A 20859-nucleotide genomic window follows, 5' to 3' on the forward strand; every position below is an offset into this window, starting at 1 on the left:
CGATCGGCCGAGCGAGGAGCACATATGGCATCGCACGCCGAACCGCTGGACGATACCGTCGACGCCGTCCCGGAGGAGCGCTTCACGATCTTCCGCCACCGGCTGGCGACGCGGCTGTGGCATTGGCTCAACGCGCTGACGATCTTCATCATGATCGGCAGCGGGCTCGGCATCCTCAACGCGCATCCGCATCTTTACTGGGGGCAATATGGCGCGAATTTCGATTCGCCCTGGCTCAACCTGCCGCATTGGCCGGGCTGGCTGACGATTCCCGCCCATTACAATCTCGCCATCTCGCGGCGCTGGCACCTGTTCTTCGCGCTGGTGCTCGGCTTCGGGCTGCTGGCGTTCATGATCGCCAGCCTCGTCAACCGGCATTTCCAGCGCGATCTGCGCGTGCGGCGGCGAGAAGTTGCGCCGCGCAACCTTTGGGCCGACGTCAAGGCGCATCTCGCCTTCCGCTTCCACGATCCCGAACGTCCCGGCGCGTACAACACGCTGCAGAAGCTCAGCTACGTGGTCACCATCTTCGTGCTCATTCCGCTGATGCTCTTGACCGGCCTTGCCATGTCGCCGGCGATGGACGCGGCGTGGCCGTGGCTGCTGGTCGTTACCGGCGGGCGGCAATCGGCGCGCTCGCTGCATTTCATCGGCATGGCGCTGATCGTCGGGTTCATCATCGTCCATCTGGCGCTGGTGATCCTGGCCGATCCGATCAACGAGGTGAAATCGATGATTACCGGCTGGTGGGACGTGCCGGAGGAGCCGCGATGAGCCGGCTGATCACGCGCCGCCGGCTGGTCACCACCGGCGCGCTGGGGGCCGGGGCGCTGCTCTCCGGCTGCGACAAGGTCGTCCAGGTGCCGGCGGCGCGCCGCATCCTGTTCTCCGGCGAGGACATGCAGCGCGGGCTGCAGCGCGCGTTGATGAATCGCGATGCGCTGGCGCCCGAATATAGCACGGCTCAGATGTCGCCGGTGTTCCGGTCGAACGGCACCGCCAATCCCGATACGCCGAGCTACAACGCGATGGTCGCCAACCGCTTCGCCGATTACCGGCTGGCGATCGGCGGCATGGTCGCGAAGCCCTTGTCGATTCCGCTCGATCGGCTGCGGCGGCTGCCGGCGCGCACCCAGATCACCCGCCACGATTGCGTCGAGGGATGGAGCGCGATCGGCCAGTGGCATGGCCCGCTGCTCGGCACGTTGCTCAAGGCCGCGGGCATCCGCCGCGACGCGCGCTACGTGGTGTTCACCTGCGCCGATCGGATCGGCGGCACGCCCTATTACGAATCGATCGACCTGATCGATGCCTTCCATCCGCAGACGATCCTGGCCTGGGCGATGAACGGCGCGCCGCTCACCGTCGCGCATGGCGCGCCGCTGCGGCTGCGGGTCGAACGGCAGCTCGGCTACAAGCAGGCCAAGTACGTCATGGCGATCGATGCGGTCGCCAGTCTCGCCGGAATCGGGCTCGGCAAGGGGGGCTATTGGGAGGATCGTGTAAATTATGACTGGTATGCTGGAATTTGATAAGTAACTAGGCCGTCATGGCTCTGATCGACATCTTCCTCACGCGCGGGATCAAGCGCGGCCAGATGACCGTCATCGACCACAAGGGGCAGGCCAAGGCCTACGGGTCGCCCGATCCCAGCCCCGATTTCCCGTCGGTGACGATCCGTATCCACGACAATCGCATGCTCGGCGAGATCATGCGCAATCCGGCGCTCAAGTTCGGCGAAGGCTATATGGACGGCCGGGTGACGGTCGAGGAAGGCGACATCTACGACGTCATCCGCCTCGCCAAGGCCAATTCGCCTTATGGCGGCGGCTCCGATTTTCTCGACGGCAGCGCGATCGCGCGCGGCGTCGGCGCGATCAAGCATCGTATCGATCGGGTCAACATGGCGCGCCGGTCGAAACGCAACGTCGCGCACCATTACGATCTTTCCGACCGGCTCTACGATCTGTTCCTCGATCGCGACCGCCAATATAGCTGCGCTTATTGGACCGATCCCGAGCACGAGACGCTCGATCAGGCGCAGCTCGACAAGAAGGCGCATATCGTTGCGAAGATGGCGCTCGAGCCAGGGATGCGGGTGCTCGACATCGGCTGCGGCTGGGGCGGGATGGCGCTCTACATCCACGAAAAAACCGGTGCCGAAGTGCTCGGCGTCACTCTGTCGGAGGAGCAGATCAAGGTCTGCCGCCGCCGCGCCGAGGAAGCCGGCGTCGCCGACAAGGTCAAATTCGAGCTGATCGATTATCGCAGCGTGACGGGCACGTTCGATCGCATCGTCTCGGTCGGCATGTTCGAGCATGTCGGCCCGCCGCAATACCGCACCTTCTTCCGCAAGTGCCGCGACCTGCTGGCGCCGAACGGCGTGATGCTGATCCACACCATCGGCCGCCAGGGCAAGCCCAGCGTCACCGACGACTGGACGACCAAATACATCTTCCCCGGCGGCTACAATCCGGCGCTGTCGGAGATCGCGCGCGGGTATGAAGGGCTCGGCATGCTGATGACCGATGTCGAGGTGCTGCGGCTGCATTACGCCCATACGCTCAAGAAATGGTACGAGCGCACGGTGGCGGCGAAGGAGGCGATCGTCGCGCTGTACGACGAGCGTTTCTATCGCATGTGGCAATTCTATCTCGCCGGGGCCGATGCCGCGTTCCGATACGGCGGGCTGGTCAATTACCAGCTCCAATTCGCTCGCGATCGCCACACGCTGCCGATCACGCGCGATTACATGATCGCGGCCGAGCGGGCGCTCGCCGCGCCGGCCGCCGAGACGCGCGAGCATGCCGACGCCTGATCCGCATGGGGGTGACGGCCGCGCGGCGGTCGATTAAGGGCGCGGGCATGACTCACGCCCCCGATCCCGCGATGCTTGCCAAGGCCGAGACGCTGACCGAGGCGCTGCCCTATCTGCAGCGCTATGCCGGCGCCACCTTCGTGGTCAAATATGGCGGCCATGCGATGGGCGATCCCGAGCTGGCGCGCGATTTCGCCGAGGATGTCGTGCTGCTGAAGGCGGTCGGCATCAACCCGGTGGTGGTGCATGGCGGTGGCCCGCAGATCGGCGCGATGCTCAAGAAGCTCGGTGTCGAATCGAGCTTTGTGGATGGCCTGCGCGTCACCGATGCGGAAACCGCGAAGATCGCCGAGATGGTCCTTTCCGGCGCGATCAACAAGGAGATCGTCGGCTGGATCGGCGCCGCCGGCGGCCGCGCCGTCGGCATTTCGGGGAAGGACGGCGGGTTCGTCCGCGCGGCCAAGGTCAGCCGCACGACGCGCGATCCCGATAGCAATATCGAGCGCGCGGTCGATCTCGGCTTTGTCGGCGAGCCCGAGGCGATCGATCGCACGGTGATCGACACCGTCTCGGCCTCGGGCATGATCCCGGTGATCGCCCCGATCGGGATCGGCGCCGACGGCCATACCTACAATATCAACGCCGATACGATGGCCGGCGCGATCGCCGGCGCGCTCGACGCCAAGCGGCTGTTCCTGCTGACCGACGTCGCCGGCGTGCTCGACAAGAGCGGCAATCTGCTGACCGATCTCGATGCCGCCGCCATCGCCGAGTTGCGCGCCGACGGCACGATCACCGGCGGCATGATCCCCAAGCTCGAGACCTGCATCGCCGCAGTCGAGGCCGGGGTGGAAGCGGCGGTGATCCTCGACGGCCGGGTGCCGCACGCGATGCTGCTCGAAATCTTCACCCGCCGCGGCGCGGGCACGCTGGTCGGGCGTTGAGGCTGTCGTTCGCCGCCTTATTTCGCTAAAGCACTATCGTTACGCCTCCGGGAGGACCCGCTTGCTCACCATCATCCAGATTCTTCAGGTGTTGCTCGACGTCGTGTGGTGGATCGTCATCGCCGATTTCGTGCTATCGATCCTGATCGCGTTCAATGTCGTCAACACCTACAACGGCTTCGTCCGCTCGCTCTATGACGGTATCCAGCGGCTGTGCCAGCCGATGTACCGGCCGATCCGCCGCATCCTGCCCAATACCGGTGCGATCGATTTCTCGCCCGCGGTGGTGCTGATCCTGATCGGGATCATCTCGATCGTGCTCAACCGCCTGGCGCTCAACATCGCCTATGGCATGCCGATGTGAGGACGACGAGATGACCGCGACGATCATCGACGGCAAGGCTTTCGCGCTCGGCCTGCGCGAGCGGGTGGCGGGCGAGGTGGCGCGCTTCACCGCGGCGATCGGCCGCAAGCCGGGGCTCGCGGTGGTGCTGGTCGGCGACGATCCGGCCTCGGCGGTCTATGTACGCTCGAAGCACAAGGCGACGGTTGCCGCGGGCATGGAGAGCTTCGAGCATCGCCTGCCCGCCGACACCAGCCAGGACGTGCTGCTCGCCCTGGTCGATCGCCTCAACGCCGATGCGTCGGTCGACGGCATCCTGGTGCAATTGCCGCTGCCGCCGCAGATCGACGAGCGCGCGGTGATTACCCGGATCGATCCCGACAAGGATGTCGATGGCTTCCACCCGGTCAACGCCGGGCGGCTGGCGAGCGGGCTTGCCGGCTTCGTGCCGTGCACGCCGCTCGGCTGCCTGATGCTGCTCAAGGACCAGCGCGCCGATCTCGCCGGGCTCGACGCGGTGGTGGTCGGCCGCTCGAATATCGTCGGCAAGCCGATGGCGGCGCTGCTGCTCAAGGAAAGCTGCACCGTCACCATCGCGCATTCGAAGACGCATGACCTGTCCAGCGTGGTGCGCCGCGCCGATATCGTCGTCGCCGCGGTCGGCCGGCCGCAGATGATCAAGGGTGATTGGATCAAGCCCGGCGCGCTGGTCATCGACGTCGGCATCAACCGTACCGAGGACGGGCTGGTCGGCGATGTCGATTTCGACAGCGCAGCATCGGTCGCAGGCGCGATCACGCCGGTGCCGGGCGGGGTCGGCCCGATGACGATCGCCTGCCTGATGCACAACACGCTCGTCTCCGCCGCGCGGGCCGAGGGCTTCGCGCTCGACGAAGACGCCTTGTGATGCCGACGACCGGGCTCGCCGGGCTGTTCGTCTCGTCGCTGATCACCTTCTTCGTGGTGATCGATCCGCCGGGCTGCGCGCCGATCTATGCCGGGCTCACCGCCGGGGTCGATCGCACGCACGTCCGCGCGATGGCGCTGCGCGCGGTGATGGTCGCCGCCGCGATCCTGCTCGTGTTCGCGCTGTTCGGGCAGGATATCCTCAGGGCGCTCGGCATCAGCCTCGACAGTTTCCGTATCTCGGGCGGGATCATGCTGTTCCTGATCGCGCTCGAAATGGTGTTCGAAAAGCGCACCCAGCGGCGCGAGGATCGCGCGCAGAAGATCATCGACACGCCCGAGGTGGAGGACGTGTCAATCTTCCCGATGGCGATGCCGATGATCGCCGGTCCGGGCTCGATCGCTTCGGTGATGCTGCTGATGTCACGCGGGCACGGGATCGAGCGCACGCTGGTGATCCTCGGCGCGATGGGGTCGATCCTGCTGCTCACGCTGGCGGCGCTGCTGCTCGCCGGGCCGCTGATGCGGATCATGGGCCAGAAGATCGAGGCGGTGATTACTCGGCTGCTCGGCGTGCTGCTCGCCGCGCTGGCCTCGCAATTCGTGATCGACGGCATTCGCGCCAGCCTGGGGTGAGCCGGCCAGTGCCGGACTTCGGCGCCAGACCCTTCAGAAAATCCCGCCGCCGAGCATCAGGCGGATCACGCCGATCACGATCACCAGGATGTTGAGGTTGCGGCCACTATTGTGTGACGAGAAGATGCCGAACACCAGCCCGACGACGGCGATCGGCACGACGATCCAGTTGAGCGCGCCGAGGAACGGGATGAAGGCGGGGATCGCGCAAAGCAACGCGAACAAGCCGATCAGGATCGAGATGATGTTGAACATGCCGCCAACATGTGATCGCCATGGTTGTTGCGCAAGCGTTTCGTGCCGCGATGGGACATGGCGGCCGGCTCGGGCGATTTCATCGGAATCATTATTGCTTTGTTGACGCTTTGCGCGAGATTCCCCCGTAACAAAGGGGAATTGCCGATGTCGCTCCGCTACCATGTTCCGCTCGCCATCGCCGCCGCGGCGCTGCTCGCGGGCTGCCATTCGAACCGCAAGCAGGTCGATGCGCTCGACAACAGCCTGACTGCCAACGATCAGGATCCGGCGCTGGCCGGCGCGCTCAACGATCAGATCATGGTCGATCCGGCGCTGACGCAGCAAGCCAACGGCGCCGCGGTGCGGCCGCCGGCCAAGCCCTATTCGGCGGAAGCTCCCGCGACGGCGGGTGCCGATCAGGCGAGCGGCCCGCTGCGCCACGCGCCCGCCGCGGGCAAGGATTGCCCCCAATGCGCCTCGCGCAAGGGCGCGCTGACGCTGGGCGAGCTTGCCAGCCGCCAGAAAGGCGAGGGCAATTGCTCGGCGGACGTCAAATATTCGGCCGGTTGGGTCAACCGGCTCGGCGATCTGCCGGTCTATCCCGGCGCCCAGGTCAGCGAAGCGGCGGGATCGAACAAGCCGGGCTGCGCGCTCCGCGTCGTCAGCTTCACCACCACCGCTGCGGCGGACCGGGTGATCGACTGGTATTATACCCAGGCGGTGAAGGCCGGCTATGACGGCGAGCAGCAGACCGATGGGCGCGAGCGCGTGCTCGGTGGCACGCGGGCAAAGGACGGTGGCGCCTATGTCGTGTTCGTCGATCCCGCCGATGGCGGCGGCAGCGCGGTCGATCTGGTCGTCAACAACGGAAAGTGAGTCGTTGCTGCGGCACCGGCCCGCTCCCCCACCCCACCACCCAAGACATTATGCTGACTGGATGGTGGGGTGGGGGAGCGGGCCGGTGCCGTTCAGACGAGATGTAGCGGCGAGCGGCCAATCGCGCTAACGCGGGCGGATCATGCCCGCGCCTTCCGCCACTTCGCCCGAAATCCGCCAGTTCACCGTTGGCGAGGATGATGACGGCATCCGCCTCGATCGCTGGTTCAAGCGGCACATGGCGGAAACGACCTACACGATCGTCGCCAAATGGGCGCGCACCGGGCAATTGCGCGTCGATGGCAATCGCGCGACGCCGGGCGATCGTCTCGTCGCCGGGCAGGTGATCCGCGTCCCCCCGCTCGAACCGGTCAAGGACAAGCCGGCGCGGCCGAAGCGCGAGCGGCCGCCGCTCAGCCCCGATCAGGTCGATTATGCCCGTGCGATGGTGATCCATCGCGATCCCCAGGCGATCGTCATCAACAAGCCGCCGGGGCTGGCGACGCAGGGCGGCACCAAGACCCACGATCATGTCGATGGGCTGCTCGATGCGCTGCAATTCGATGCCGAGGCGCGGCCGAAGCTGGTCCACCGGCTCGACAAGGATACGTCGGGGGCGCTGCTGCTGGCGCGCACGGCGCGCGCCGCGGCATTCTTCGCCAAGAGCTTTTCGGGGCGGACGGCGCGGAAGGTCTATTGGGCCCTGGTCGTCGGCGTGCCGAGCATCGATGATGGCATGATCGATCTGCCGCTCGCCAAGCAGCCCGGCACCGGCGGCGAGAAGATGCACGTCGATGAGGAGAACGGCCAGCCCGCGCGCAGCCGCTATCGGGTGATCGAGCGCGCCGGCAATCGCGCCGCCTGGGTCGAGCTGCAGCCGTTTACCGGGCGCACGCACCAGTTGCGCGCGCATATGGCGGCGATCGGCCACCCGATCGTCGGCGACGGCAAATATGGCGGGCAGGCGGCGTTCCTCACTGGTGGGGTGAGCCGCAAGATGCACCTGCACGCGCGGCGCATCCGTATCGATCATCCCGATGGCGGCAAGCTCGACGTCTCGGCCGATCTGCCCGATCATTTTCGCGAGAGCATGGCGCTGCTCGGCTTCGATCCCGTGCTGGGTGATGCGATGCGGCTTGATGAAGACGCCCCGCCGCCGAGCCGCGCGACGCAGAAAGCGCGGGCGAAGGCGCATGCCAAGACGGTGCGCAAGGAACGCCGCGGCGAACGCGGCCGGCGGCGCGGCTGATGCACCCCAATCAGGCCTTTCGCTGGGAAGACCGGGGGACGATGCGCCAGCTGGTGGCGGAAATCGGCTTCGGCGCGTTGTTCGCGGCGACGCCCGACGGGCCGCGCGTCGCGCATCTGCCGGCGGTGTGGGATGGCGAGGACCGGCTGCTGTTCCACCTCGCGCGCGGCAACGGCCTGACGCGGCATCTCGCCGGCGCGACCGCGCTGTTCACCGTGCTCGGCCCCGATGGCTATGTCAGCCCGGATTGGTATGGGCTCGATCACAATCAGGTGCCGACCTGGAATTATCTGGCGGTCGAGCTTGAAGGGCCGGTCGAGGCGCTCGATCGCGCCGGCCTGATCGCGCAGATCGACGCGCTGGCGGCGGCGCAGGAAGCGCGGCTCGCGCCGAAGCCGGCGTGGACACGCGACAAGATGGACGCCACGGCGCTCGATGCGCTGCTGCGCGGCATCACCGGGTTCGCGATGACGGTGCGGGCGTGGCGCGGCACCGCCAAGCTGGGCCAGAACAAGCCCGATGCCGCACGTCTCGCGGCGGCCGAGGCGATCGCGGCGGCGGGGCGGCCGGCGATCGCCGAATGGATGAGGCAGGCGCGATGAGCGATCCCGACACCACCGCGCGTACCCGCTATTTCGCGCTCGTCGCAGTGCGGCTGATCGGCACCGCCGGCGCGGTGTTCGGGCTGGTCCTGCTCGCCCGCGCGACCGCGACGATCGACAAGCTGCTCGGCGCGGCGATCGTGCTGGCGGCGCTGGCGATGATCGCGATCGTGCCGCGCTCGCTCGCGCATCGCTGGCGGACGCCGCCCGAATGAAGCGCTTCTGGCAAGCGGTGACGATCGTCGATGGCGAGGTTCGCCTCGACGGGCGGCCGGTGCGCACGCCGGGCCGCGCGCCGCTGGTGCTGCCCAATGCGGGCCTGGCCGAGGCGGTGGCGGACGAATGGCGCGCGGTCGATGGCGAGATCGATCCGCGCGCGATGCCGATGACCGGGCTGGCCAATGCCGCGATCGATCGTATCGCGCCCGATCCCGCGGCGTTCGCGGCGGGCCTCGCCCGCTATGGCGAGAGCGATCTGCTCTATTATCGTGCCGAGACGCCCGACGAACTGGTCGCTCGCCAGCGCGATGCCTGGGATCCGCTGCTCGATTGGGCGCGGCGCCGCTACGACGTGCATTTCGAGATTGCCACCGGCGTCATCCACCGGCCGCAGCCCGAAGCGACCGTCGCGCGACTCGCCGAGGCGGTGGCGGCATGCACGCCGTTCGAGCTGGCCGGGCTGTCGCCGGTCGTCACCGTCACCGGCTCGCTGGTGGCGGCGCTGGCGCTCGGCGACGGCGCAGCCGATGCCGACTCGATCTGGCGCGCCGCGCGCATCGACGAGGACTGGCAGGCCGAGCAATGGGGCGAGGACGAACTCGCCGCCCGCGCGCGCGATGCCCATCGTGCCGATTTCGACGCGGGCGCGCGTTTCCTCGATCTTGCCGGGCAGGGTTGATCTCCTGTGGCGTTCGCCGTCCGCCTCGCCTAAAGACGCGGCCATTCGTTCACTGTCGAAGGGCGCCGCCACGATGCGCATCGCCATCGCTTCCGATCACGCCGCCGTCGCGCTGAAGGGCGCGCTTGCCGCGTGGCTGCGCGATTCTGGGCATGAGGTCGACGATCTCGGCCCGTATGACGACGCGCGCGTCGATTATCCCGATTACGGCTACCGCCTTGCCGAGGCGATCGCGGCGGGCCGGGCGGCACGCGGGATCGCGCTGTGCGGATCGGGCATCGGCATTTCGATCGCGGTCAATCGTCATCCGGCGTGCCGCTGCGCGCTCGTCTCCGAGCCGCTGTCCGCCACGCTGGCGCGCGAGCATAATGATGCCAATGTGCTGGCGATCGGCGCGCGGCTGACCGGCGAGGACATGGCCAAGGCCTGCATTACCGCTTTTCTCTCGACCGATTTTGCCGGCGGCCGTCACGGGGGCCGCGTCGACAAGCTCGGCCATCCCGCTTTCGCGAAGGAACCCGCATGAGCAGCAACCCGACCGCCCTTTCCGACGTCCAGCCCGACGGCTTCTTCACGCGCGGCCTCGCCGCGGCCGACCCGGCGGTGTTCGCCGGTGTCGAGCACGAGCTGAAGCGCGAGCAGCACCAGATCGAGCTGATCGCATCCGAGAACATCGTCTCCAAGGCCGTGCTCGAGGCGCAGGGCTCGGTGTTCACCAACAAATATGCCGAAGGCTATCCCGGCAAGCGTTATTATCAGGGCTGCCATCCGTCCGACGAGGTCGAGCAGTTGGCGATCGATCGCGCGAAGCAGCTGTTCGGCTGCGGTTTCGCCAACGTCCAGCCGCATTCGGGCGCGCAGGCCAATGGCGCGGTGATGCTGGCGCTGGTCAAGCCCGGCGAGACGATCATGGGGCTCAGCCTCGATTCGGGCGGGCACCTGACCCACGGCGCGCGCGCGGCGATGAGCGGCAAGTGGTTCAACGCCGTGCAATACGGCGTCACGCCGGACACGCACCTGATCGATTACGACGAGGTCGAGCGGCTGGCGAAGGAGCACAGCCCCAAGCTGATCATCACCGGCGGCTCGGCCTATCCGCGCCACATCGATTTCGCCCGCTTCCGCCAGATCGCCGACGCGGTGGGCGCGTTCTTCATGGTCGACATGGCGCATTTCGCCGGGCTGGTTGCGGGCGGCGTGCACCCGACGCCGTTCGGTCATGCCCATGTCGTCACCACCACGACGCACAAGACGCTGCGCGGCCCGCGCGGCGGCATGGTGCTGACCGATGACGAAGCGATCGCCAAGAAGATCAACTCGGCGGTGTTCCCGGGGCTGCAGGGTGGGCCGCTGATGCACGTCATCGCCGCCAAGGCGGTCGCGTTCGGTGAGGCGCTGCAGCCGGGCTTCAAGGGCTATGCCGCCGCCGTGGTGGAGAATGCCAAGGTGCTCGCCGCGACGCTGAAGGAGCGCGGCGCCGCGATCGTTTCGGGCGGCACCGACACGCATCTCGCGCTGATCGACCTCACCCCGCTCGGCGTCACCGGCAAGGATGCCGACGAGGCGCTGGAGCGCGCCGGCATCACCTGCAACAAGAACGGCATCCCCAACGATCCGCTTCCCCCGGTCAAGACCAGCGGCATCCGCGTCGGCTCGCCGGCCGGCACGACGCGCGGCTTCGGCACGGCCGAGTTCCGCGAGATCGGCAACATGGTCGCCGACGTGCTCGATGGCCTGCGCAAGAATGGTGAGGCGGGCGACGCGCAGGTCGAGGCCAATGTCCGCGAGCGGGTTCGTGCCTTGTGCGAGCGCTTCCCGATTTATGAGTGACGTGCAGCGCTTCCGCGCCGGCGTCCGTCAGGACACACAATAATGCGCTGCCCGTTCTGCGGCCACGAAGCGAGCCAGGTCAAGGACAGCCGCCCGACCGAGGACGGCGCCGCGATCCGGCGGCGGCGGCAATGCGAGGGCTGCGCGGCGCGCTTCACCACGTTCGAGCGGATCCAGCTTCGTGAGCTGTGGGTGCTGAAAAGCGAGGACAAGCGCGAGCCGTTCGATCGCGACAAGCTGATGCGCTCGGTCGCGATCGCCACGCGCAAGCGGCCGATCGATCCGGTGATGATCGAGAAGCTGGTGTCGGGCATCCAGCGCCGGCTGGAAACCCAGGGCGATCCGGAAATCCCCGCCAAGCAGATCGGCGAGATGGTGATGGAGGGGCTGAAAGGCCTCGATTCGGTCGCCTACATCCGCTTCGCGAGTGTCTACAAGGATTTCCGCGAGGCGCGCGATTTCGAGGAATTCGCCGGCAGCGTCAGCGAGGTCGGCAAGAGCTGAGCGCGCGGCAAATCCAACCTGTCGGGCGAACGGCCGTGGATCGGGAAAAACCCGTATAAACATCTTCATGCTGAACCAAGTTCGGCATGACGGCATCCGTGAGATAAACTTTGGGGTGTGCGGGGATTCAGTCCGGGGTGAGGCGAAAAGGGTGGCTTTCGAGAACCGGCGCGCAGCGTGCTTAAGGCACGTGAGCACCGGAAGCGCAGAAAGCCGCGCTTTGCAGCCCGCCCTGGGCTGAATACCTGCGCACCCTAGAGCGCGACCAGCGCCTGGTCCTGCAACCCGCGCCACACGGCGAGCGCCTGCACCGTCTCCGCCACGTCGTGAACGCGCAGCACTTGCGCGCCGAGCGATGCGCCCTTCACCGCCAGCGCGATCGAGCCGCCGAGCCGCTGATCGACCGGCGCGGCATTGGACAGCGCGCCGATCATCCGCTTGCGGCTCGCGCCGAGCATGATCGGGCAGCCGAGCCCGTGGAACAGCGCCAGCCCGTTGATCAGCGCGAGATTGTCCTGCAGCGATTTGCCGAAACCGATGCCGGGATCCACCACGATCCGCTCGCGCGGCACGCCGGCGGCGACGACGGCGGCGACGCGCGCTTCCAGCCAGTCAAACACGTCGGTGAGAACATGGCCGTAGCGCGCTTCGCCATGCGGGCCCTTTTTCGGATCGGGTGAGTGCATCAGCACCACCGGGCAGCCGGCGCGGCACACGATGTCGAGTGCGCGATCGTCCCACAGCAGCGCCGAGACGTCGTTGACCAGATGCGCCCCCGCGGCGAGCGCGGCCTCCATCACCGGCGCCTTGCGCGTATCGATCGAGATCGGCGCGCCCGATGCGCGCAGCCGCTCGACGACCGGCACCACGCGCGCCTCTTCCTCGCCTTCCCACACCAGCGGCGCGCCCGGGCGGGTCGATTCGCCGCCGAGATCGATCAGCGCCGCGCCCGCTTCGATCATCGCCAGCCCGGCCTCGGCCGCCGCGGCGGGATCGCCATGCGTCGCGCCGCCATCGGAAAAGCTGTCGGGGGTCACGTTCAGGATACCGGCGACCAGCGGCTGATCGAACCGCAACGTGCGGTTGCCCAGCGTCAGCGGCGCGCGCGGGCCGGTGATCCGCGCGTGCAGCTCGGCGGCGCGGGCGTCGTCGCGCAGGCGCTCGCCGAGATCGGCCAGCGGCACGGTGCGGCGCACGCCGTCCTCGATCAGCTCGTAAGCGGCGAACCACAGCATCCCGCCGGCGAGCCGCGCCACCGCGCCGTCGGCATGGCCGGCCGGCGAATCGACGAACTGAACCGGTCTCAAATGCAGGCGCGGCATGGCTTCCCCCGATCAACCCCGCCGGCCCTGCACCAGATGGCGTCGTCGGGCAACTCGCGCCGGTTATTTGCCGAGCGAGGCGAGCTTGTCCGGATCGATCGCGGCGACGGCGTGCTTGAGCGTGTCGATGTTCGGCGCGCTGCCCTCGGCCGAAACCATGAAGCGGCTGGCGACCATCGTGCCGTAGCTGCCCGAATGCGCGCTGTTATCCCATTGCTCGTGCACCATATGGCCGTTGGCCATCGCGGTTTTTTCATAGCCGGTCGCGGTCTGCCGGCTCGATTGCCCGGTCAGCGCGCCGCCCAGCGTGGCGATCGATCCCAGCGTGCCCGAATCGGTGATCGAGAGCGTGAAGCTGTCGTCGCCCGAGGCGTAGGTCGCCCTGGCGTTGCTGCCGGCGATGCCCGCTGCGCCGCCGCCGCTGCTCTCGGTCTCGGTGCGCTGCCAGCCGTCGATCGCGCCGGGCAGCATCGCCTGGAGCGCCGCCGGATCGATCGCGCTCGGCGTGCCCGCGGCTGCCTTGCCCTCGGCCGAATCGGCCGCGGCCTGCATTTGCTTGCTCGCGTCCTGCAGCTTGCCGAGATCGATCTTGCCGACGCCGGGCACGGTGACGCTGCCCGATATGGTGCCGTCGCCGAGCCGCGGTGCGGGCACCAGGGCGCGCGCGATCGCGCCGGTGATCATCCCGGCCGCGACGAACAGCACCACCGCGACGATGATCGTCACGATCGTGTAGCTCATCGCCTTTTCCGCCGGCGCCTTCATCAGCAGCGGCAGGCCGAGATAGAGCAGATAGAGGCTGTAGAGGCCAAGCAGGCCGAGAAAGGCCAGGCTCGGGATCAGCCCGAAGATGCCGGCGAGCCAGCCCGCGGTCGCCGAGAATGCGGCGACCTTCATCGCCTGGACCGGATTCTTGGTGCCGTCGAAGCTTGGCGCCAGCGCATCGATCACCAGCGCCAGCACCCAGGTCGCGATCAGCGCGGTGATATAGGCCAGCACCGCGGTGGTGATCGCCGCGCCGATGGTCGGGCGGTAATGGATGCCGAACAGGCCGTAGCCGAACAGCAGGGAGCCGATCAGCTGCGCCACCGGCCCGATCGCGGCCAGCGGCACTACCCAGCCGGTCATGATGCCGCGCACGCTCATCGGCTCGGCGTCGATGCGCGGCCATTCGGCCTTGGGTTGCAGGATCAGTCGCTTGGCGCGAGCGGCGATGCCGGCCGGCGCCCCGTGGTCGAAATGCGATGCCATAGGTTCCATCCCCCTGTTTCGCTTCGCGGACGCGGGAACGATGACGCTTTCGATGATCGAACTATAGCACAGACGCGACAGGCCCCCGCGTTGCGGCGGCGCCGATATTACCCCATATGCCGCGCCATGAGCAACGACATGACGTGGCACGGCACGACGATCGTCTCCGTGCGCAAGAACGGCAAGGTGGTGATCGCCGGCGACGGGCAGGTCTCGATGGGTCAGACGGTGATGAAGCCGAGCGCGCGCAAGGTGCGCACGCTTGCCGATGGCAAGGTGCTGGCCGGGTTCGCCGGCGCCACCGCCGATGCCTTCACCCTGCTCGAACGGCTGGAGCGCAAGCTCGAACAGCATCACGGTGCGCTGCTGCGCGCCGCGGTCGAGCTCGCCAAGGACTGGCGGACCGACAAATATCTGCGCAATCTGGAAGCGATGATGATCGTCGCCGACAAGGATGTGACGCTGATCCTCACCGGCAATGGCGACGTGCTCGATCCCGATGGCGGGATCGCGGCGATCGGATCGGGCGGCAATTATGCGCTCGCCGCGGCGCGCGCGCTTGCCGAATATGAGCCCGATGCCGAGACGCTGGCCCGGCGGGCGATGAAGATCGCCGCGGAAATCTGCGTCTATACCAACGACAACCTCACCGTGGAGACGCTGGAGAGCGCTTCGTGACGTCACCGCACCCCGGCGCAGGCCGGGGCCCAGGGGGGAAGGTTTCGGTTGTCGGGCGCCGCGCGTCGTTACAACCGCTTTCCCGACTGGATCCCGGCCTTCGCCGGGGAACTGGAAGTATTTCGCGGCGCTCCGTCATTGCCGGGGCCGGCGCCCTCGCGCTCCCAGGCTGCGCGGCGGGCGTCAGGCCCGCCACAGCGCACGCCGCTTGTCTCCCCCGCGTCAATGTCGCCGCCGATCGCGTGATCCGCACGCTGGTCGGCTTGCGGCCCTACCGTCCCTCGGGCTTCGTCGTCCGTGCCGAGAGCTTCGGCGACAAGACGCTGGTGCATAATTACGGCCACGGCGGATCGGGTATCACCTTGTCCTGGGGCACCTCGCGGCTGGCGACCAATCTCGGGTTGCCGGGCCACCAGGGGCCGGTCGCGGTGCTCGGTGCGGGCGTGGTCGGGCTGACGACGGCACGCCTCGTGCAGGAAGCGGGCTATCCGGTGACGATCTATGCCGAGGCGCTGCCGCCGGAGACGACCTCGAACATCGCCGGCGGGCAATGGTATCCGTCGATCCTCTACGATTCGGACAAGCTCACGCCCGCGTTCGAGCAGCAGCTCGTCGCTGCGGCAAGCTATGCCTATCAGCGCTATCAGATCATGATCGGCGACGACTATGGCGTGCGCTGGATGACGAACTATCTGCTGTCGGATCGCGCGCCGGGCGACAGCGACACCGATCGGCTGATGCAATCGATGCTGCCCGAGGCGCGCGATCTCGGCGCCGGCGCGCGCGGGTTCGATTACAAATATGTCGGCCAGTTCGATGGCATGTTGATCGAACCGCCGCGGTTCCTGCGGGCGATGCTGCGCGATATCCGGATCGCCGGCGGCCGCGTTGATGTCCGCGCCTTCGCATCGCCCGCCGAGGTTGCGGCGCTGCCCGAAAGCCTCGTGTTCAATTGCACCGGCCTCGGCGCCGGCGCGCTGTTCGGCGATGACGAGATCACGCCGATGCGCGGCCAGCTCGCCGTGCTGTTGCCCCAGCCGGAGGTCGACTATGCCGTTGAAACCGGGAACGGCATGTACATGTTCTCGCGCAGCGACGGCGTCATCCTCGGCGGCACCGCGGATCGCGGCGATTGGTCGACCGAGGTCGATCCCGCCACCACCCAGCGCCTGATCGCGCGGCACAGCGCGATCGCCCGGCGGCTGGCCTGCGCTTGATCGACCGTCCCCCGCTACCGATATGGCGCGCACTTCCACTTGAGAGACCAATGAACGACAATTTGACTCCGAAGGCGATCGTCGCCGCGCTCGATCAACACATCATCGGCCAGAAGGACGCCAAGCGCGCCGTCGCGGTGGCCCTGCGCAACCGCTGGCGCCGTCAGCAATTGCCGGCCGAGCTGCGCGACGAGGTAACGCCCAAGAACATCCTGATGATCGGCCCCACCGGCTGCGGCAAGACCGAGATTTCGCGGCGGCTGGCGAAGCTCGCCGATGCGCCGTTCGTCAAGGTGGAGGCGACCAAGTTCACCGAGGTCGGCTATGTCGGCCGCGATGTCGAACAGATCGCCCGCGATCTCGTCGAGGAAGCGATCCGGCTGGAGAAGGAGCGCCGCCGCGCCGCGGTGAAGGACAAGGCCGAGGAAGCGGCGATGAACCGTCTGCTCGATGCCTTGACCGGCAAGGATTCGTCGACCGCGACGCGCGAGGCCTTTCGCCAGCGCTTCAAGGACGGCCATCTCGACGACAAGGAGATCGAGCTCGATCTCGAAGCCGCGCCGCAGATGCCGTTCGAGATTCCCGGCGGCGGGCAGGTCGGCATGATCAACCTCTCCGACATGATGGGCAAGGCGTTCGGCGGCGGCCAGAAGAAGCGCCGCAAGATCACCGTTGCCGCGGCGTGGGACAAGCTGGTCGAGGAGGAAGCCGACGCCCGGCTCGATCAGGACGAGGTCAGCCGTGTCGCGCTGGCCGATGCCGAGGCCAACGGCATCGTGTTCCTGGACGAGATCGACAAGATCGCCATGTCCGAGCATCGCAGCGGCGGTTCGGTCAGCCGCGAGGGCGTGCAGCGCGACCTCTTGCCGCTGATCGAGGGCACCACGGTCGCGACCAAATACGGGCCGATGAAGACCGACCATATCCTGTTCATCGCGTCGGGTGCCTTCCACGTCGCGAAACCCAGCGACCTCTTGCCCGAACTGCAGGGCCGCTTGCCGATCCGCGTCGAGCTGAAGGCGCTAACCGAGGACGATTTCGTCTCGATCCTCAGCGACACCACCGCCTCGTTGCCGCAGCAATACAAGGCGTTGATCGGGACCGAAGGCGTCGAGGTGACGTTCACCGAGGACGGTATCAAGGCGGTCGCGCGGATCGCCGCCGAGGTGAACAGCGAGATCGAGAATATCGGCGCGCGGCGGTTGCAGACGGTGATGGAAAAGCTGCTCGAGGAGATCAGTTTCGACGCCGAGGATCGCGCCGGCGCGAAGTTGACGATCGACGCGGCCTATGTCGACACGCAACTCGCCGAGGTTGCCCGCAACACCGATCTCAGCCGTTTCGTCCTTTGATTCGAATTACTTGCCGCCCTTGCGCCGGGTGAGGGCGGCAACGCAGCTCGCACGGTCGATCGCCGCGCCGCTCGGCTGGCGGGCGTCAACATAGGTAACCACCTGCTTGCCGTGCTTGGGGTAGAGATAGGTGTCGAGCACGCAGATCGGCCCGGCAAATTGCAGCTTGCGCGCATCACCTTCGCGAACATCGGCATCAGGCTCCCCGAACAGCGCGATCAGCGCCGGCGCGCTCTGCCCCATCACGCGTTCCAGGCCGACGTCGGTAAAGCTGGGCGGGGCACGATCGGGCAGCTTGGTCGGGCGGGCGACGGGGGCGCTGACGCAGCCGGCGAGCGGCAGCGCAACGAGGGCGAGGGGCAGCAGGCGCGTCATCGCTTTCCTCCTGCCGCGTGGCAGCACCGCGGGCAAGGGGCGTCAGCGGCGAGCGGTTGCAGTGATGCGCCATGGGCTTTAACGCACGCCCATCCGGCCGTTCGGCCGCTCTTCCCGTTCTTTCGCAGGAGACTTGCGTGACCTCTCCCCGTTTCGACGTCGTCGCGATCGGCAATGCCATCGTCGACGTGCTCGCCCAGGCCGACGACGCCTTCCTCGCCCAGGAAGGCATGACCAAGGGATCCATGCAGCTGATGTTCTCGCCCGAGGACGCCGATGCGCTCTACGCCAAGATGGGGCCGGGCCAGGAGGTTTCGGGCGGATCGGCCGCGAACACCGTTGCGGGCATCGCGGCGCTGGGCGGCACATGCGGCTTCATCGGCCAGGTCGCCGATGACGAACTGGGCCAGATCTTCGCGCACGACATCTGTTCGCTCGGCATTCATTTCGATACCCCGGCGCGTGCCGGCGATCCGACCACCGCGCGCTGCCTGATCTTCGTTACGCCCGATGGGCAGCGGACGATGAACACCTTTCTCGGCGCCTCGCAATTCCTGCCCGAAAGCGCGCTCGACCTCGATCTCATCGCCGATGGTGCGATCCTCTATCTCGAAGGCTATCTGTGGGATCCGGAGGAGCCGCGCGCGGCGATGCGCGCCGCGATCGAGGTCGCGCGCAAGGCGGGGCGCAAGGTGGCCTTCACGCTCTCGGACATCTTCTGCATCTCGCGCCACGGCGACGATTTCCGCGCGTTGATCGCCGACGGCCTGATCGACATCCTGTTCGCCAACGAGAACGAGCTGCTCGCCCTCGCTGAGACCGAGGACTGGCAAGTCGCGGTCGATCGCATCGCGCCGCAGGTTCCGACACTGGTCGCGACGCGCAGCGAGAAGGGCGCGATGGCGGTGCGCGACGGCAAGCACGTCTCGGTCGAGGCCGAACCGATCGACCGCGTCGTCGACACGACCGGCGCCGGCGATCTGTTCGCGGCCGGCTTCCTGCACGGCCAGGCGCAGGGCCACGATCTCGAAACCTCGCTGCGCATGGGCGCGATCTGCGCGGGCGAGATCATCAGCCATGTCGGCGCGCGGCCGCAATGCGACATGAAGGCGCTGATCGCGAGGAAGCTCGGCTGAGCGTCGGCCAGTTCGGGTTCGGCCCTCGGGCTGAACCCTGCGCTAGCCGATTTCCGCTGCCGAATAACAAAAAGGGGGCCGCGAGCGTGGTGCTCGCGGCCCCTTTTTTGCGCCGGCGCCGATCAGCGGTCGATCGGTTCGGCCAGTTCGGGCTGGAGATTGGGATCGCCGTCGATTTCGATGATCCCGCGCCCGACATGGCTGCGCGAGCGGCTGTAGCCGAAATAGACCAGCAGCCCGATCCCGCCCCAGACGAACAGCACCATCTGCGCCAGCAGCGGCAGGAACAGATAGAGCGCCACGCACCCGGCGATCGCCAGCGGCGCGACGATCCACACCAGCGGCGTACGGAACGGCCGGTGGCGACCCGGATCGGTGCGGCGCAGGACGAGCACGGCGACGCCGACCATCGCGAAGGCGAACAATGTGCCCGAGTTCGAATAATCGGCAAGCTGGCCGACCGGCAGGAATGCCGCCGCCAGCGTGACGACGATGCCGGTGAACGCGGTCACCACATGCGGGGTATGCCATTTCGGATGCACGCTAGCGAGGCTCGCCGGCAGCAGCCCGTCGCGCGCCATCACGAAGAAAACGCGGGTCTGGCCGAACATCATCATCAGCACGACCGAGGGCAGGGCGATGAACGCGGCCAGACCCATCAGGTTACCGATCTTGGTCCAGCCGACGTAGCGCAGCACATGGGCCAGCGCTTCATGGCTGCACGCCAGCGGCTCGGTGGCGCCCGACGCGACGATCTGGGCGCAGCGATCGGCAAGCTGGGGCGAGCCGGGGGCGAGGATCTCGCCGGCCAGGCCGCGCACCGGCTCCGCGCCGATCGTGCCGATCGCGCCGGCCGACACCAGCAGGTAGAACACCGTGCAGATCAACAGGCTGCCGATCAGCCCGATCGGCACGTTGCGCTGCGGGTTCTTGGTTTCCTCCGCCGCGGTCGATACCGCGTCGAACCCGACATAGGCGAAGAAGATCGACGAGGCGGCGCCGATCACGCCGATCGTGCCCCAGCCATTGGGCAGGAACGGGGTGAATTGCTCGCTCTTTAGCACCGGTACGGTGAGCACGATGAACAGCGTCAGCGCGGCGACCTTGATCGACACGAGGATGGCGTTGACGCGCGCGCTCTCGGTCGTGCCAATGATCAACAGCCAGGTGACGAGGCCGGAGATGACGACCGCGGGCAGGTTGATGAAGCCGCCCTGGCTCGGGCCGACCGCGATCCAGTTCGGTATGACGATGCCGAACGTATGCTCCATGAAGCCGACGAAATAGCCCGACCAGCCGACCGCGACCGCGCTGGCGCCGACGGCATATTCGAGGATCAACGCCCAGCCGACCATCCAGGCGAGCAGCTCGCCCATCACCGCATAGGTATAAGTGTAGGCGGAGCCCGCGACGGGCACCATCGAGGCCAGTTCGGAATAGCACAAGGCGGCGACCGCGCAGACGAAGCCGGCGATCACGAAGCTGATCATCATGCCGGGCCCGGCCTTTTGCGCGGCCTCGGCGGTGAGAACGAAAATGCCGGTGCCGATCACCGCGCCGACGCCCAGCATGGTAAGCTGGAAGGCGCCGAGCGATCGGTGCAGGCCTTTCTTTTCGGCAGTCGCCAGAATGGCGTCGAGAGGCTTAACGCGCCCGAAAATCATACAGGTCCCCCGGTCAGAACG

24 protein-coding genes are annotated in these 20859 nt (G+C 67.4%); 19 read left to right on the forward strand and 5 right to left on the reverse strand.

Features of this window, described 5'->3' with window-relative positions:
* Positions 1-24: 24 nt before the first annotated feature.
* From K7G81_RS13960 to K7G81_RS13990, 7 genes are all read left to right on the forward strand, one after another.
* Complete coding sequence (locus tag K7G81_RS13960) at positions 25-774, forward strand: cytochrome b/b6 domain-containing protein (protein WP_223031428.1); 750 nt, start codon at positions 25-27, stop codon at positions 772-774.
* Positions 771-1532, forward strand: coding sequence for a molybdopterin-dependent oxidoreductase (locus K7G81_RS13965; protein ID WP_223031429.1), 762 nt, complete (start codon positions 771-773; stop codon positions 1530-1532). Before K7G81_RS13960 ends, K7G81_RS13965 begins: the two co-directional genes overlap by 4 nt.
* A 17-nt stretch (positions 1533-1549) precedes the next feature.
* A complete protein-coding gene (locus tag K7G81_RS13970) occupies positions 1550-2818 on the forward strand; it encodes an SAM-dependent methyltransferase (protein WP_223031430.1) in 1269 nt (422 codons plus the stop codon).
* A gap of 47 nt (positions 2819-2865) precedes the next feature.
* Positions 2866-3762, forward strand: a complete 897-nt coding sequence (gene argB, locus K7G81_RS13975) for an acetylglutamate kinase (RefSeq protein WP_223031431.1) — start codon at positions 2866-2868, stop codon at positions 3760-3762.
* A gap of 61 nt (positions 3763-3823) precedes the next feature.
* A complete protein-coding gene (locus K7G81_RS13980; protein ID WP_223031432.1) occupies positions 3824-4126 on the forward strand; it encodes a YggT family protein in 303 nt (100 codons plus the stop codon).
* A 10-nt stretch (positions 4127-4136) separates the two neighbouring features.
* The gene (gene folD, locus K7G81_RS13985) at positions 4137-5012 is read left to right on the forward strand and encodes a bifunctional methylenetetrahydrofolate dehydrogenase/methenyltetrahydrofolate cyclohydrolase FolD (RefSeq protein WP_223031433.1); all 876 of its coding nucleotides are present in this window, start codon (positions 4137-4139) and stop codon (positions 5010-5012) included.
* Positions 5012-5647 carry a MarC family protein gene (locus tag K7G81_RS13990; protein WP_223031434.1) on the forward strand — a complete coding sequence of 212 codons (636 nt, stop codon included), beginning with the start codon at positions 5012-5014 and terminating at the stop codon, positions 5645-5647. Before folD ends, K7G81_RS13990 begins: the two co-directional genes overlap by 1 nt.
* A gap of 33 nt (positions 5648-5680) precedes the next feature.
* Here the strand turns inward: K7G81_RS13990 and K7G81_RS13995 are convergent, their stop codons facing one another.
* Complete coding sequence (locus K7G81_RS13995; protein WP_223031435.1) at positions 5681-5902, reverse strand: hypothetical protein; 222 nt, start codon at positions 5900-5902, stop codon at positions 5681-5683.
* A gap of 147 nt (positions 5903-6049) precedes the next feature.
* Here K7G81_RS13995 and K7G81_RS14000 point away from each other — a divergent pair, with 147 nt between their 5' ends.
* The 8 genes from K7G81_RS14000 (at position 6050) to nrdR (ending at position 11843) form a co-directional block, all read left to right on the forward strand.
* Entirely contained in the window at positions 6050-6760 is a 711-nt protein-coding gene (locus K7G81_RS14000) for a hypothetical protein (protein WP_223031436.1), read from the forward strand.
* A 142-nt stretch (positions 6761-6902) separates the two neighbouring features.
* Positions 6903-8009, forward strand: coding sequence for an RluA family pseudouridine synthase (locus K7G81_RS14005; protein ID WP_223031437.1), 1107 nt, complete (start codon positions 6903-6905; stop codon positions 8007-8009).
* Positions 8009-8611, forward strand: a complete 603-nt coding sequence (locus K7G81_RS14010; RefSeq protein WP_223031438.1) for an FMN-binding negative transcriptional regulator — start codon at positions 8009-8011, stop codon at positions 8609-8611. The genes K7G81_RS14005 and K7G81_RS14010 overlap by 1 nt, the downstream gene beginning before the upstream one ends.
* A complete protein-coding gene (locus K7G81_RS14015) occupies positions 8608-8826 on the forward strand; it encodes a hypothetical protein (protein ID WP_223031439.1) in 219 nt (72 codons plus the stop codon). Before K7G81_RS14010 ends, K7G81_RS14015 begins: the two co-directional genes overlap by 4 nt.
* Positions 8823-9509, forward strand: a complete 687-nt coding sequence (locus tag K7G81_RS14020) for an ATP12 family chaperone protein (protein WP_223031440.1) — start codon at positions 8823-8825, stop codon at positions 9507-9509. The genes K7G81_RS14015 and K7G81_RS14020 overlap by 4 nt, the downstream gene beginning before the upstream one ends.
* 73 nt (positions 9510-9582) lie before the next feature.
* Positions 9583-10035 carry a ribose 5-phosphate isomerase B gene (gene rpiB, locus K7G81_RS14025; protein ID WP_223031441.1) on the forward strand — a complete coding sequence of 151 codons (453 nt, stop codon included), beginning with the start codon at positions 9583-9585 and terminating at the stop codon, positions 10033-10035.
* Positions 10032-11339 (forward strand): serine hydroxymethyltransferase, encoded by a 1308-nt coding sequence (gene glyA, locus K7G81_RS14030; protein WP_223031442.1) that lies wholly within the window; start codon positions 10032-10034, stop codon positions 11337-11339. Before rpiB ends, glyA begins: the two co-directional genes overlap by 4 nt.
* 42 nt (positions 11340-11381) lie before the next feature.
* Complete coding sequence (gene nrdR, locus K7G81_RS14035) at positions 11382-11843, forward strand: transcriptional regulator NrdR (protein WP_223031443.1); 462 nt, start codon at positions 11382-11384, stop codon at positions 11841-11843.
* A gap of 254 nt (positions 11844-12097) precedes the next feature.
* Here nrdR and folP read toward each other — a convergent pair whose 3' ends face one another.
* Together folP and K7G81_RS14045 are read right to left on the reverse strand one after the other, a co-directional pair.
* Complete coding sequence (gene folP / locus K7G81_RS14040; protein ID WP_223031444.1) at positions 12098-13165, reverse strand: dihydropteroate synthase; 1068 nt, start codon at positions 13163-13165, stop codon at positions 12098-12100.
* Between the two features lie 63 nt (positions 13166-13228).
* Positions 13229-14416, reverse strand: coding sequence for a Yip1 family protein (locus tag K7G81_RS14045; RefSeq protein ID WP_223031445.1), 1188 nt, complete (start codon positions 14414-14416; stop codon positions 13229-13231).
* Between the two features lie 126 nt (positions 14417-14542).
* On the opposite strand from K7G81_RS14045, the gene hslV reads away from it, so the two are divergent.
* The 3 genes from hslV (at position 14543) to hslU (ending at position 17663) form a co-directional block, all read left to right on the forward strand.
* Entirely contained in the window at positions 14543-15094 is a 552-nt protein-coding gene (gene hslV, locus K7G81_RS14050) for an ATP-dependent protease subunit HslV (RefSeq protein WP_223031446.1), read from the forward strand.
* Between the two features lie 137 nt (positions 15095-15231).
* Positions 15232-16311, forward strand: coding sequence for an FAD-dependent oxidoreductase (locus tag K7G81_RS14055; RefSeq protein ID WP_223031583.1), 1080 nt, complete (start codon positions 15232-15234; stop codon positions 16309-16311).
* A gap of 50 nt (positions 16312-16361) precedes the next feature.
* Positions 16362-17663, forward strand: a complete 1302-nt coding sequence (gene hslU / locus K7G81_RS14060; RefSeq protein WP_223031447.1) for an ATP-dependent protease ATPase subunit HslU — start codon at positions 16362-16364, stop codon at positions 17661-17663.
* 6 nt (positions 17664-17669) lie between these two features.
* On the opposite strand, the gene K7G81_RS14065 is transcribed toward hslU, so the two are convergent.
* Positions 17670-18038 carry a hypothetical protein gene (locus K7G81_RS14065; RefSeq protein WP_223031448.1) on the reverse strand — a complete coding sequence of 123 codons (369 nt, stop codon included), beginning with the start codon at positions 18036-18038 and terminating at the stop codon, positions 17670-17672.
* A 137-nt stretch (positions 18039-18175) separates the two neighbouring features.
* Here K7G81_RS14065 and K7G81_RS14070 point away from each other — a divergent pair, with 137 nt between their 5' ends.
* On the forward strand, positions 18176-19174 hold the full coding sequence (locus tag K7G81_RS14070) for an adenosine kinase (RefSeq protein WP_223031449.1): 999 nt from the start codon (positions 18176-18178) through the stop codon (positions 19172-19174).
* A 122-nt stretch (positions 19175-19296) separates the two neighbouring features.
* On the opposite strand, the gene K7G81_RS14075 is transcribed toward K7G81_RS14070, so the two are convergent.
* The gene (locus K7G81_RS14075; protein WP_223031450.1) at positions 19297-20838 is read right to left on the reverse strand and encodes an amino acid permease; all 1542 of its coding nucleotides are present in this window, start codon (positions 20836-20838) and stop codon (positions 19297-19299) included.
* Positions 20839-20859: the final 21 nt, after the last annotated feature.

It is taken from the genome of Hephaestia mangrovi (genome assembly GCF_019880555.1).
Classification (GTDB): Bacteria; Pseudomonadota; Alphaproteobacteria; order Sphingomonadales; family Sphingomonadaceae; genus Sphingomonas; species Sphingomonas mangrovi.